Origin of the sequence: Halorubrum sp. SP9 (assembly GCF_005435015.1) — an archaeon.
GTDB lineage: Archaea > Halobacteriota > Halobacteria > Halobacteriales > Haloferacaceae > Halorubrum > Halorubrum sodomense.
In genome coordinates, this window is record NZ_SGXU01000047.1 from 1 (window position 1) to 14722 (window position 14722).

A 14722-nucleotide genomic window follows, 5' to 3' on the forward strand; every position below is an offset into this window, starting at 1 on the left:
CGTCCTTCTACTCCGTGATAACAGCTGATTAGATCGCTATTCAACACAGCAGATTAGAAGAGTACGAAACGATCATTGAAGCACTGACCGACGCAGTGTACGTGATTGACGAAGAGGGACGATTCACCTACGTCAACGACGAGTTCGTCAAGTTAGTCGGCTACGACCGGGAAACTATCTTTGGGAACACACCGTCGCTCATCAAAGACGAGGAGGCTGTCGAACAGGCAGAACACCAGTTGGGACGGTTGTTGTCAAGTGATGGCCCGGAAACGCTCACATTCGAAGTGACGGTGTACCCGCGGGAGGGTGACCCGATTGTCTGTGAAGATCAAATGGGCGTTCTCCCGTACGGAGGCGACCAATTCAACGGCTCAGTTGGAACACTCCGAGATGTGACCCAGCGAAAAAAACGTGAACAGGAGTTACAGGAGTTAAAAAACCAGTACGAGACACTAGTCAAGAATTTCCCGGACGGTGCGGTATTCCTCATCAACACGGATCTCGAATACGTACGCGCCGGTGGCAGAGAACTGGGCAACATTGGCCTACCTCCCGACGATATCGAGGGTCGGAAATCACACGATCTGTTCCCAGAAGACATCGCGAATGAACTCTGTCACTATTACGAGGAAACGCTGAATGGGAATGCCAGCACGTTCGGACAGGAGTACGGGGGCAGGCAATACCGAATTCAGACCGCCCCTGTTCGGACCAACAACAATGAGATCGAGTACGTGATGGCAGTCTCACAGAATGTCACCGAGGAAGTCGAGAACAAACGGGAACTCGAACGTCAGAACGAGCGACTTGAGGGGTTTGCCAGCATTGTCAGCCACGATTTAAGAAATCCGCTTCAAGTGGCTATCGGACGGTTAGAACTGATTCGTGAGGAGTGCGAGAGTGACCACATTGAGGGTGTTGCCCAGGCACTCGATCGGATCGGCGCGCTCATAGAAGACTTACTAACACTGGCACGAGAGGGTGAGAAGATTGATGAGCCCGAACCAGTTGGACTTGCCGACATAGCCAAGGACAGTTGGCAAACCGTTGGTACGGGACAGGCAGCACTCGAAACTAATGTCTCTCAGGTTGTCAAGGCCGATCAGAGCCGTCTTCAGCAACTATTTGAGAATCTCTATCGTAACGCAGTCGAACATAACGACGAAAACGTGACAGTATCCGTCGGTACAGTAGAGAACGGCTTCTACGTGGCGGATACCGGAACCGGTATCCCAGGGAGTGACCGCGAGGAAATCTTTGAGGCGGGCTACTCGACCAATGAGGAGGGGACCGGCTTCGGCCTGCGGATCGTCGAGCAAATTGCCAGCACTTACGAGTGGGAGATTACTGTGGCCGAGAGTGAACAGGGTGGTACACGGTTCGAATTTACTGGTCTCGAACTTGTAGAGTGAGTTCTGGACTTTGGTGGAGAAAGTGAATCGCCTCGGGGTATTCGCTTTGTCCGCTTATAAAAGACAAGACTAGCGCACGGTCACAGCAACAAACTACTTGAATACTAAGTGTAATATGCTATTATGACAGGTCAGCGATTGTCTACGGGTATTAGTGGGTTAGACGATATATTAGATGGCGGTCTTATTCATCCGCGAAACGTGCTTATACGCGGGTCGCCTGGTTCAGGGAAGACAATTTTCGGCTTACACTTTCTTTCAGCGGGGATAGACGCCGGCGAGACGTCTCTGTACGTCAACATGGGTGAGCCGCAGGCGTACGTTGAAGAAACCGCAGATGCGTTCGATCTTCATACCGAGCAAATTCACTTCCATAATATTTCCCCGACTCAAGAACAGTTCTCAGAGCGTAACTCCTACAGCGTCTTTGAGTCAGCGGAAGTCGAACAGCCGGACTTCATCGCGGAACTCCGTGAGAAGATTGATGAGATTGAACCAGATCGCGTGTTACTGGACCCAATCACAGAATTCCGGCATCTTACAACTGACGAGCGGCAATTCCGGTCTGGAATCCTTGGTCTCCTTGATTATCTCAAAGAAATTGACGCGATGGGAATGTTAACGTCCCAAGCTGGCGGACCAATCACAGACGATGATATCCAATTTCTTGTTGATACTGTCATTTCTCTTGACGTAACTTCTGAGAGCCGGATGGTCACCGTCTCTAAGTTCCGAGGGTCATCGTTCCGACGTGGAGATCATTTCTACGATATTTCTACAGCGGGACTGGAAGTTTGGCCGGAGCTCGTACCCGATACGCAGAAACAAGCGATCGACGCGGAACCGCTGTCGTCTGGCGTGGACGAACTCGATGAGTTGCTCTATGGCGGCTTAGATCAGGGCACGATAACAATGCTTAGCGGGCCAACCGGTGTCGGCAAGACGACGACTGGGCTTCAGTTTCTCATTCAAGCAGCACTTGCGGGCAAACAGAGCGTGTTATTCCAGTTCGAAGAAGCAGAATGGACCATTCGTGATCGCGCAGAAGCAATTGGGCTTCCACTTCAGGCTGCGCTGGAAAGCGGTGAACTCTCTATCGTTGAAGTCTCTCCCGATGAGTACACGGTTGGTGAATTTGAGCAACTCCTCCGGGAGGCCGTTACCGACGGGACTGAGGTTGTGATGATTGATGGGTCACAAGGCTTCCAAGAAAATCTCCGTGGACTTGCCGACACGACGGGTGCTTTGGTGCGGATTGGCCGGTTCCTGCGGGCTGCTGGTGTCACTACCCTCCTTGTTAATGAAGTCCACAATATCACCGGGGACTTCCAAGCGTCTGAAGAGCGGACGAGCAATCTTGCCGATAATATTGTGTTCCTGCGTCACGTCGAGTACCGCGGTGAGATGCGGAAAGTGATTGGGACACTGAAAATGCGAACGAGCGATTTCGAACGCAGCCTTCGCGAACTTGCGATTACGGCCGACGGGATACGCGTTGGGGAGCCTCTCCCACAACTTCGGGGCATTCTCACTGGGACGCCCGACTGGAACGAGGATGCTGGCGGTACCGATCGCGACGTGGCTGATACCGACCAAGCGTAGCCTTCGCGTGACACACGCACTCAATACAAGCCCACGATCAAATCTCATGTCCACGAACGAACAGCCGTCCTACCAAGAGACAGCCGACGAAGCGAAGCGTGTCCTGCTGCTGGTTAGTAACCCAGGGAACCGACGCGTCCTCACAGAGTGGCTAACCACACATGATCAATATACGATTGTTGAGGGCGTAGATATCGCTGAGGCGGCGTTCGACTGCTGTCTCGTCGACAGGACAGCCTTCAATGAGCACCGCTCGGAACTGCTCACACGAAAGCAACATGAGCAGGTTGTGCTGCCGTACCTGTTGTTGGTCCCCGAGGCAAAGCACCGCCAGGTCTGTAATCGTCTCCGTGAGACACACCCAGAGTTGTGGGATGCTATCGATGGGCTGATCGATATGCCACTCGCAGAACACAGACTTGGCGAACAACTAGAGATGGCTCTCCGCCTGCGAGACCAGTCGACTGTCGCGTTCAACCGACGTGAGCAACTCCGCCAAATCCGCGACCAACACGCCGGTCACGGAGTATTGATCACCGACGTCAACGGGACAATTGAGTACGTCAATAGAGGTTTTGAGTCACAATCAGGGTATACAAGTGAGGAAGTCGTCGGAAATACCCCGCGGATGCTCAAATCTGGTGAACATGATGAGGCGTTCTATGAAGAGCTGTGGGAGACTATCACCGCCGGTGAGACGTGGCATGGCACAGTTGTCAACAGACGCAAAGACGGCGAGAGGTATATTGTCCAACAAACAATTGCTCCGGTTGAAAACCCAAATGGTGATATCACACAGTTCATCGCCGTTAATCACGAAATTACTGATCTCCGAGATCTCCAAGAACGTCTTCGTGAGCAACGTGAGCAACTCGACGTGTTGAACAGAGTTCTCCGTCATGATATTCGAAATGATATGAACGTCATTGTTTCGTGGGGAGAAATGCTTGAAAATGAGCTCTCTTCGGACGGTAGAGAGAAACTTGACCGGGTCCTCCGGGCAGGAAATCATGTTATCGAACTCACAAACGTTGCCCGTGACCTATCAGCACTCATTCACGGTGATGAAACGCCAGATCTCAAGCCGATCTCACTTCGACAACTCCTCACTGAAGAACTCGAAAAGCGTCGGGAGACGTTTTCCGACGCAGAAATTACGATGCCAGACCCACCCGATCAAGAAACGCGGGTACTGGCGAATAAGTTGCTCTCGTCAGTGTTTCGGAACCTTGTCAACAATGCGGTCCAACACAATCAAAGACCAGATCCGAAGGTAGTCATCACCGTTGAAGAGTTGGATGACACCGTCCGTGTCAGAGTGGCTGACAACGGACCAGGAATTCCAGCCGACGTCCGAAAAGATCTGTTTCAAGAAGGTCAGAAGGGACTAGAGAGCGGGGGGACCGGAATGGGTTTGTTCCTCGTTGATAATCTTGTTGAGAGTTACGATGGGAAAGTCTGGATCGCGGATTGCAGTGAGGATGAATTGCCCAGAGAAGCAACTGAGACGGATCAACCTGGCGTAGCCTTTGTTGTTGAGTTACTGACGACTGAGGCTACAAACAGTAGCGAGGGGGGCGATCGATGAACGATACACTTTCTGTAAATGACTCCTCTGATGATGTTACTGACCAAGCGGCCTTGTTCCCTTTACTCTCTGATAAAGGAGATCGGCGGCTGATTGTTGAGTGGATTGAATCCCACGATAGCTACACGCTTGTCGATCCTGACCAGCCAGTCGAAACAGCGACATTCGATTGTTGTATCGTTGATGGGGAGATGTTACAGACGCATGCTGAAACGCTCCGAGCTCGGAAACGCGAGGCTGAGCCCGCTCTCTTGCCATGCCTTCTGCTCATTCCGGGAGCAGACCTCTCCGTTATTGAAACCGATCGTGGTGAGATTGCCGACAGCGTTGTGTTCGAAACCGCTGACGAAGTGGTTTCGATGCCGATCAAAAAGGCTGAATTAGAATGGCGGGTAGAAGCACTTACCAGGCTGCGAACCCAATCACTGCGTCTCAAAAAACGGACGGAGACGCTGGAACTATTCAAACAAGCGGTTGAATCCTCTGGTCACGCCATCTGGATGTCCGACGCGACAGGAACGATCAAGTACGTCAACTCAGAGTTCGAATCGATTACGGGTTACAGTCGGACTGAAGCTGTCGGTGAGTCACCAGAGCTTATCAGTTCTGGAGCGATGACCGACGACTACTACAGTGATCTTTGGGAGACGATCACCGCTGGCGACACGTGGCATGAAGAAATTACAAACCAACGACGAGACGGCTCCCAGTACGTCGCAGATCAAACTATCGCGCCAATTGTCGAAGATGGTGAGCCGAAAGCCTTCGTCGCAGTCCAAAGAGATATCACCGAGCGCAAAGAGATTGAGCAACGGCTCTCCTTATATCGTGATATTGTTGAGCGGCTTGAGGATCCAATTATGCTCCAGAGCTGTGAGGGAGAGTTTCGACTGGTTAACGACGCACTGTGCTCGTTTGCCGGGCTCTCAAGGGATGAATTACTCGGCGATGGTGAATACGAGTTTATGGACGCAGCCACTGCCACAGAGATTGCCCGGCAGAAACAGCGTGTAATCGAGACCGAACAGCCAGTCGAATACAGTGTTGAGCCGACGTTCACACATACTGACAAGGAGGCGGTCTTCTACACGAGCCGGTACCCCTACTATGAGGATAGAGAACTCACAGGCACAGTTGCGATCTGTCGGGATGTCACCAATCTCGACAAGCGGACGCGACAGTTGAAAGTCTTCGACAATATTTTGCGCCATAATATTCGCAACGATGTGAATGTAATCCGTGGTCGAGGCAAGCAGCTTCAAAATGAACTCGATGGTGACCTCAAGGCTGCTGCCGATGTCATCGTTGAGCGAGCTAACGGCCTGTTGACGACGAGCGAGAAGTCACGAAAGATCACTGACGGCCTCAGTGATCCACGCGACCCGGCCCCGGTAGACCTCGGACAGGTAGTTCGAAATCTTGCGGAAGAGACGGGTCAAAATTGGTCTAACGCAAGTATCGATGTTTCGGCCCCGGCTCAACTTGTTGTCTCTGCGTCTGACTCGATTGATACCGCTATCGAAGAGCTACTGATTAACGCTGTAGTCCACAACGACAGCGACGAACCACGTGTATCTGTTGACCTTACTGTTGACAGTTCGTGGGGTATCCTCCGCGTGCGAGACAATGGTCCGGGTATTCCGGAGTTTGACAGAAACGTTCTTGAATCGGGCGGAGCTATCGAGACACTCTCTCACGGCAGCGGACTCGGATTGTGGCTCGTCTATTGGACCATCACTCACTCTGGCGGAAAGATTCGTGTTGACGACCGCGAGCCAAGTGGCACCGAGATTACGATTAGGCTCCCGTTAGCAGCTGAGAAGTGACTTCTTCTACTCCTTTAACAAGTAATTTTACCGGCTGTGCTCCCATTTGTTTGATATGACCAACTCGCCTGGCGAAACGATTGAGGCTCTACATGACGTTGCGACCAGACTTCAATCTCAGGATACGACCGAGAGTGTCTGTGATTTAACGGTTAGTGCCGCATCAGATATTCTGGATTTTAATCTTTGTACTATCTTGATTCGCGATGGCGAGTGGCTCGTTCCGCGCGGCACATCAAAAGATGCTCCAGCAGACGGAAGTCGTCAGATGCGTCTTGACCAAGGATTGGCAGGCAAAACATATCAGACCGGCGAGTCACAACTTGTTAACACAATAGAACCGGATGACAATACGGACCCCGCGAAGCCGGACTATCGGTCAGGCATAAGTGTTCCAATCGACGACCACGGTGTTTTTCAGGCGGTTAGTACGACTGAGTCTGCGTTTACCGTAGACGATATTGAGTTAGCTGAGCTACTTGTGAGTCACTCAAAAACAGCTCTTGATCGCATCGAAAGAGAGCAAGAACTGAAACAGCAAATTGAGCGTCTAGATCGGTTTGCCTCAGTAGTCAGCCAAGACCTCCGCAACCCACTGAATATCGCTCAAGGATACCTCGAAACCGTTCGTGAGGAGGAAGATAGTGAGCCTCTTCGAAAGGTCGCCGCTGCTCATGAACGAATGGACCACTTGATCGACGACATGTTAACTTTTGCACGAATCGGAACAGAAGCGCTCAATCTGGAGGCTGTAGAGTTAGCACAACTTACTGAAGAAAGTTGGTCGAGTGTTGATCAACAGAACGCTACATTATCCATCGACACAGAGCAATATATCAGCGCAGATCGGACGCGTCTTCGTCAGTTGGTGGAGAATATTTTGTCAAACGCAGTGATGTATGGTGGGTCAGATGTTTCTGTGAGGGTCGGAGAAGTTGAAGATGGCTTCTATATTGAAGATGATGGCCCCGGTATTCCAGCTACAGATCGCACGGCTGTATTTGAGGCGGGATACTCTCCGGGTACGGAAGGTACTGGATTTGGATTAAGTATTGTTAAGCAGGTTACTGAAGCACATGGGTGGGACATTCGTATTACCGAAGGAAGTGACAACGGTACACGATTCGAGATTACTAAGATTGACATCATTTCTCAGTGACACCCCCGCACAGGGTGATACAGCAAGGGACACGTATCGAAAGAGCCTCTAAGATATTGTCTTAACGTACGAGATTGAGATCGTTAGAAGATCGGAACACCATTCTCACCGTCGTTCCCCGTGGCTCATTATCGTTAAATTGGAGTACTCCACCAGCCTGTTCAACGATCGCTTTCACGAGCCATAGTCCAAGACCAGACCCATGAAGAACAGGCTGAATCGTTTCTTCACCAGTCCGTATATCGCGCTCCTCACCCGGAATACCCGGCCCGCTGTCACTCACTTCGAGATACGATGCGTCACTATCTGACCAGACCCGAATCGAAACTGACGGTTGGTCACGGTCTGAATGGATAACCGCGTTTTCGATAAGTTCCTCGACCGCTGTTTCGATCGTTCCGTCTGGAACGCTGACTGGCTCATTCGACGTTTCCAGCGTAATGTCTGCCTCAGGGAATTCTGCTTGAGTGTTCGATACTGCGTATTCGGCTGACTGTGTAAGATCAGTTGACTCAGCCGTTCGCGACTTCGAGAGAACTTTTGTGACCTGTCGTATTTTCCCAGCCATATCAATCAACTTCTGGCTGTGCTCCGAGACTGTTTCAGCGGTGTTCACAACTTCGGGGTCAGTTGTCTGCTGTTCAATCAGCTCAGCACTCCCTTTTACAATGTTCATCGTGTTCTTTATATTGTGACGGAGCACTCGATCGAGAACCTGAAGTTGCTGCTCACGTTGTCTAACCTCGCTAAGATCATGAACCGACCCCACTACACCGGTAACCGCTCCATCGTCGTCCCACAATGGCGAAAGGACAGCCCGAACGAAGCGCCGTCGTTCACCCGTAGCGGCCTCAGTTTCGAGTTCAAAAACAACTGATTCTCCATCCAGCGCTTGTTGTATTGCGGGCTCAATCTTCTCAGCAGTACTTTTTTCAACAATCGAATCAATTTGTGTCCCACGAACTCGGTCCGAATCAAGTGTATAAAACTGCCGAAAGTTCTCGTTAGCGAATATAAGTCGCTTTGATGAGTCAATACAGAAAATCCACGTAGGCGACGCCTCGACTGCCGATTTGTATTGTCGGAGCCGCTCCCGTTTCTCTTTGTCTTCTGTGACATCCCGGTGAAAACCGGTGAATTCACTGATTGTACCCTCTGTGTCGGTAATAGGAGCAAACGTTTCTTTTGTCCAGAATTCCGGTCGATCCTCGTGGTTGTCACGGCGCTCGATAGTTACTGATTCACCTTCTTCGACGGCTCTCTGGACCGTTGCGGCCATTTCCGAATCTTTGCCATCACAGAACAGCGCTGTGAGGTCAGACCGATCCTCCAGATCATTCTGCGCTAGTTCATCAAACCGATTGTTTGCATACACGAGCGGATCGTCTTCCTGATGTAAATCGAATATCGTGATTCCAATCGGGGCCTTATCCATCACTCTGGATTTGCGATGGAGTTCGCGGCGTGTCCGCTCGGATGCCGTCACTTCGGTATACACGTATGCTCGGTGCACGCCCACCCGCTCGCTCGGTAACCCCGTCTCGATCACCCGGTAATGCCGAGTTTCACCGTCAGCTTCCCACTCGAAGATCGGATCGTCTCGAACCGTACACTCGTACAGTCTCGGCGCAGTGTCAGCGAAACTCGTTTCACCGGCCCCGCGGAGCTCATCGAATGTCTTAGCGGCGGTGGGGCTTATGTGTCTTATTTCTTCCTCGACATCAACGATAACTGTTGCTTCGTTGAGATGCGTGAGGACCTGTTTTCGCCAGAACCGTGGAATCGGGCGAAACGTCTCATTCAAAAACACGAAGCTTCCCAACGCGAAAACGGCCATTCCAAGAGGAGCATAGCTCGTCTCGACAAACTGCGGCGGGACGCGCCCCAGTCCGATAGCGACGTCCACTACTGCTGGGACGGCTGTGAGGACTACAACGATCCCGAGCCGCCAGTCTTTGATTCGAGAGGTGGTCACGGCTTCGATCAGCCAGACCGTTGCAACCCCGACCGACAGGTATGCCGCCCCGGAGATCAACCAATAGGTAACACCGGGATTAAACGCAAGGTGCGCGAACGGTTCGGTTGAGACATAGGCAGTGAAGTAGAGATTATACGTGGGGTTAGTGAGTTTGATAGCGACAGCGACGAGGTACAGTCCAACCGCAAGACGCCGCAGTGCGGGGCGCCGGTGGTATTCGTGACCTGCGTACGCTGACGCAAAGTATAGCCACGCGCCAATACTAGCAAGTCCAACAATTAACCCGATGATTCGCAACCATACGGCTGCTGAAACCCAACTGATCGCGAACTGTATCGCAGTTGTCGCTGTCCACCCACCAGCCAGAACGAACACTGACACAAGCCCAAGGCGTGTATCACGCTCGGCGATATCGGTTGCTCGCCAAGCCCCATAACCCGAAATGAGCGTCGCGAAAGCGAAAACCGCGATATACGCCGCCCGTGCTACCTCCATACATATCTCATTTTATTTATTATAAAATGTGTTATGGTAGTCCTAAGATTCTTTTGTGTCATTACTATTGGAATTCTACGACTCAAAATATCCCCCAGCAGTAGAGGAGATAGGTCAACTCAGTTGCTTTCCTCCTCGCAGCGAGACTCAGACGACACATTGCCTCCGTCCGCGGCCATCTGAGACTGTGTGTTTGCCTGAACTGTCGTTTCTTGTTGTGTTTCGAACCCAGTCACCTGATCGTTGAGATCATCAGCCAGCCCCGAGAGTTCTTGAATCGTTTCGGTCGTTTCCGCGAGTGACGACGTCTGCTCCTCGGTCGCCGCCGACACGTTGCTCGCCTCCGCGGCGGTCTGTTCACTTACACTTGCCACCTCATCTACCACCGAGACGACCTCCTCTGTCGAGGCGGCCTGGTCATCCGTCGCGTCACTAATTTCTCGGATGCCGCTCTCAGCCTCCTGTACTGCGTCCGCGATCTCATCAAACATCTCAATTGCACTCTCGATCGTTTCCGACCCGCGCTCAACGCGCTCGCTCATCTTCTCCATTCCCGCAACTGTTTCCGTTGTACTTTCTTGTGCAGTCTCAATCCGCTCTTCTACAGCAGTCGTCGCTTTTCCTGCTTCCTCTGCGAGCGATTTGACTTCAGAGGCTACAACACCGAACCCCTCTCCAGCTTCTCCAGCACGCGCTGCCTCGATTGACGCGTTCAGCGCCAGAATGTTTGTTTTCTCCGCGATTCCGGAGATCATCTCTACAATCTCTCCAATCTCGTCCATATCCTCTTCGAGAGCCTTGACCTGTGCGGCTGCCTCGTCGGCTTGTTGCTCTATCGACTCGATCTCTTCAGTCGCCTCCGAGGCGTACTCACGCCCTTCATTCCCCTGTTCAACGGCTGCTCCAGCCGTTGCAGCCACTTGATCTGCCGAAGACGCAATCTCTTCGACCGTAGCGGACATGTCGTTCATCTCGTTAGCGACTTCTTGTAGATTTTCACTCTGCGTGTCTGCTCCGTGTGAGATCTCCTCGACGGACCCGGCAACCTCTTCACTTGCTTCCTTGACTTCTTCCGTGTTTTGCGCAACAACATCACTTGAAGTGGCGACGCTCTCGACAATATCTTTGACACTACCAACGCTATCACTAAGACGGTCAATCCCGTTCTCTAGGTTCGATAGCACGTCGCCGTACGCTCCTGGGTAGTCGGTGTCGATATCTTGCGCGAGTTGACCCTGCTCTAGCCGGTCGCTCGCAGTCGATATTTGCTCAAAGCTGTTCGATAACTGGGTTGTCCCAACTGCGAGGTCATCAAGCACGGCACCGTACTGGCCGGGGCGGTTGGTGTTGACGTCGTCATCGAGCACACCCTGTTGAAGGTCGCTACTAACGCTCTGAATTTGCTCGAAACTTGCCGCGAGCTCGCCGGCACCCGTTTCAAGATTGGCTATCGTCTCACCGTACGTTCCGGGGTATTGAGATTCAAATTCCCAGTTGAGATCCCCCTGTTTGAGCCCTTCACTTGCGGTTCCAATCTGGGAAAACACGCCTTCGAGGTTTTCTTGCATCTTGGTGTACGCGTCGACCATCCGCCCGATTTCATCATTCTCGACGTGTTGACCTACCTCCTTATCGAGTTCTCCGTTACTGATCGCGGTGAGCCCGTTCGATAGCTGCTTGATTGGTGGTGTGATCCGACCGGCGACGAATAGGCCGATCATAATCGCTACGATGAACGCTCCGATGGTCAGCCCGAGAACTTCCAACTGTGCGGCTTGTGTCGTGCTGTCGGCTGCAACAACCGATGACTCTTTGTCTTCGATAGCTGCCTGCTCGAGCGTCTGCGCGGAGTCTTTGGTATCTGCGACGATCGCGTCTAACTCATCGCTCTTTGCCTGCGCTTGCTCCATATCACCGGCTTCTAAGGCTGTAAACAGTTCCTGAGCAGTTCTGGAGTACTGTTCGTGTTGTTCCTGTAATTCTTCGAATTCTGCTTGTTCTGCTTCGCTCAGCTCTTGTTGTTGTAACTTGGCGGAGTATTCGTCGAATCTCCCACCTGCTGCTTCGAAATTGGACTGCTCTCCCTCTTCACCGAGGAGTGCGGCGTGTATGGCGACTTGTTGCTCTTCGATGGCTACGAGCATGTTTAGCGAGGCATCGATTTTGTCGCCGTCTTCAGAGATGACGTGTGCCTCTTCATCGACATCTCCAACGGCTTGGTATCCGACCGCGCCGGTGACGCCCACCAGTAACGCCACTAAGACGAATGCGATGATGAGTTTCGGCCGAAGGTCCAACCGGTCAATCGCAATCTTATCTAACATATCTGAGACTGTATATCTGATTTATAAATAGTTGCGCAACAAAATATTGTAAATGATAGTCAGGGCAACCAGTATCGCAGAAAAACTAGGACAGGAAACATTCGCGCCGGCTAGAAGTACGAGATCTTAGTCTTGTGAATCTCACTCTTTGGACCCGATCGAGCACTATCTCATATTAAGATAAAAACGACCTACCGTCATCATACCGACGATACGTCGTTCCGTTTGACAGAGCTCGTAATTGCTTTCGAGCAGATTTAGTACCAGCGGTGAGGGGCGCAGAGTCGTATTCCTCTTCACGAAGGTCTGAAAGTCGTGGCACCTCTCTAGTTTCAATAGCTAGTGTATGTGGGTTAGCCAGATACGCCTCTGGGTCCGGGGGTAGCGTTGTAGATGAACTCGTCCTGGCTGCCTGTCCGGTTGGAACGGACGTGTAGGTCACTCCAGTGCGAGTGAGCACACGCTGAACCGCACGGTCACGCTGACGAGCCAGTCGTGAGTAATCTTGGTTCCACACAACCCGTTCGACTCCGATAGTCCGCGCGATATGACCCACGATGTCGGTCGGGTCTCCGTGTTGTATCACGAGATCACTACCATAGGCTTGATACCAGTCTCGAAGCTTACGGAGGGAACCGAGCATGAATGCAACTCCTAGGCCGTCGGCCTGTGACAAAATCGCGTCATCCAGCACGAACACTGACATCACACGACTATCATCCCGCTCAGCAGCGGTGAGGGCGGTCGAAAGCCCCGGATTTGGACTTGGCCGAAGCGTGCGACGGTGCCAATACAACTGCATACATACGCCTAGAGGTTTTCACTGATATCCTCCCCGCTCTAAAAGCGAGGAATCCCCGAAGTGGAGTATAAATAACCTCGATCAACATCAACCAGTGGCCCCGACCCCGTCATCTGACTCAACAACTTAAGACGTTCTCAAAAACGAGAACTTGAGGCGAGAGACTAAGTATGGTATCGTACAGCAAGTGTATATGTAATTGGGAGATACAGAATCGCCGCTTAAAACGTATATCGAGAATACGCCGAATGGTAAAGAGATTCCTGACGAGACGTTCAAACGGCGACATATTGGTGTCTTGGCGTTTACACTCGCGTTACTTCCGTTTGTCTTCGGTGTGAGTCGAATGGTGGGCGCGGAGTCGATCACCGGTGCTGAACTGCCGGTCATCCCGATGTTACACTCCGTGGTCGGCAGTGGTATGGTGTTGGGATTGGTAGTGACAGCTGCAGTCCCGGCACTTTCTCGTCGAGTTCGGGCAGCTACGGGCGCGGTCGCGTTCATGGCACAGGCGTCGGTGTTAGCCTACTTTACTGGTGGATTCATCGAGGCACATTTTCTCTACTTTGTGGGAGTCGGGGTTGTTACACTGTATGAAGACTGGGTACCGTTTGCGATCACGATTGGGTATGTCGCTATCCAACACAGCGTCTTCGGGCTTATCGAGTGGTTCACGGTCTACAACCATCAGGCAGCGATGGCTAACCCGATCGTTTGGGGTGGGATACACGCTGTTGGCGTGTTGATGCTTGCGGGGACAATCACATTCCTCTGGCAATCGCTCGCGATTCAGCGACAACAGGCCCGCGAGAAGGTCCAAGAGAAACTAGAAGAAGCGAAGCAAGCGAGAGATCGTGCCAAAGAGAAGGAAGTAGAGGCGGCCGAACAGCGCGAAGAGATGCAGGAGCTTAATGCGGAACTTGAGCAGGCCGCTGCCGACTACCAATCGGTCATGGTTGAGTGTGCGGCTGGTGACTTCACCCGCCGGCTTGACACCGACGTAGATAACGAGGCGATGGTGGAGATCGCCACCACCTTCAACGATATGGTAGAGGATCTTGAGCTGACGTTCGCGCAGATTCAAAACTTCGCAGATGAGGTCGCGTCCGCGAGTGAAGACGTGAGTGCATCGACGGCAGAGACGCAGCGTGCGAGCGAGCAAGTCGCGGACTCTATCCAAGCGATTGCGGCAGACGCGGATACACAGCACGGGCAGAGCCGAGAGGCATCGGATGAGATGCAGAATCTTTCCGGAACCGTTGAAGAGGTTGCGTCCTCAGCGGATGAAGTTGCCACAGCTTCTCAGGATGCCGTTGAACTCAGCAATAGCGGTCAAGCGGCCGCGACAGAGGCGATTGATGAGATGGAGGATATCGAGTCGCAGTCTGAGCAGACGGTCGAGCAGGTCAACACGCTCGCGGACGAACTTGAGGAAATCGGAGATGTTGTTGAGTTGATCGAGGATATTGCTGAACAGACTGCTTTGTTGAATCCGATGACGGCGCGGGGATCACTGTTTGAGAGCTTGTTCGA

The 14722-nt window shown here is 52.2% G+C and carries 9 protein-coding genes; 6 read left to right on the forward strand and 3 right to left on the reverse strand.

Annotation, left to right across the window (positions count from 1 at the left end; genetic code table 11):
- The first annotated feature begins 38 nt into the window (after positions 1-38).
- From EXE45_RS15415 to EXE45_RS15435, 5 genes are all read left to right on the forward strand, one after another.
- Positions 39-1415, forward strand: a complete 1377-nt coding sequence (locus EXE45_RS15415) for a PAS domain S-box protein (RefSeq protein ID WP_274595481.1) — start codon at positions 39-41, stop codon at positions 1413-1415.
- 123 nt (positions 1416-1538) lie between these two features.
- Positions 1539-3017 carry an ATPase domain-containing protein gene (locus tag EXE45_RS15420; protein WP_137694826.1) on the forward strand — a complete coding sequence of 493 codons (1479 nt, stop codon included), beginning with the start codon at positions 1539-1541 and terminating at the stop codon, positions 3015-3017.
- A 46-nt stretch (positions 3018-3063) separates the two neighbouring features.
- Positions 3064-4605 carry a PAS domain S-box protein gene (locus tag EXE45_RS15425; RefSeq protein ID WP_158294276.1) on the forward strand — a complete coding sequence of 514 codons (1542 nt, stop codon included), beginning with the start codon at positions 3064-3066 and terminating at the stop codon, positions 4603-4605.
- A complete protein-coding gene (locus EXE45_RS15430; RefSeq protein ID WP_137694828.1) occupies positions 4602-6431 on the forward strand; it encodes a PAS domain S-box protein in 1830 nt (609 codons plus the stop codon). The genes EXE45_RS15425 and EXE45_RS15430 overlap by 4 nt, the downstream gene beginning before the upstream one ends.
- Positions 6432-6486: 55 nt before the next feature.
- Positions 6487-7590, forward strand: a complete 1104-nt coding sequence (locus EXE45_RS15435) for a GAF domain-containing sensor histidine kinase (protein WP_137694829.1) — start codon at positions 6487-6489, stop codon at positions 7588-7590.
- Between the two features lie 61 nt (positions 7591-7651).
- Here the strand turns inward: EXE45_RS15435 and EXE45_RS15440 are convergent, their stop codons facing one another.
- From EXE45_RS15440 to EXE45_RS21870, 3 genes are all read right to left on the reverse strand, one after another.
- The gene (locus EXE45_RS15440; protein WP_137694830.1) at positions 7652-10063 is read right to left on the reverse strand and encodes a PAS domain-containing protein; all 2412 of its coding nucleotides are present in this window, start codon (positions 10061-10063) and stop codon (positions 7652-7654) included.
- A 119-nt stretch (positions 10064-10182) separates the two neighbouring features.
- Positions 10183-12387, reverse strand: coding sequence for a methyl-accepting chemotaxis protein (locus EXE45_RS15445; RefSeq protein ID WP_137694831.1), 2205 nt, complete (start codon positions 12385-12387; stop codon positions 10183-10185).
- A gap of 175 nt (positions 12388-12562) precedes the next feature.
- Entirely contained in the window at positions 12563-13189 is a 627-nt protein-coding gene (locus EXE45_RS21870; RefSeq protein ID WP_137694832.1) for a deoxyribodipyrimidine photo-lyase, read from the reverse strand.
- A gap of 199 nt (positions 13190-13388) precedes the next feature.
- On the opposite strand from EXE45_RS21870, the gene EXE45_RS15455 reads away from it, so the two are divergent.
- Positions 13389-14722, forward strand: a 1334-nt coding sequence (locus EXE45_RS15455) for a methyl-accepting chemotaxis protein (RefSeq protein WP_137694833.1), incomplete at its 3' end; no start/stop codon positions are given.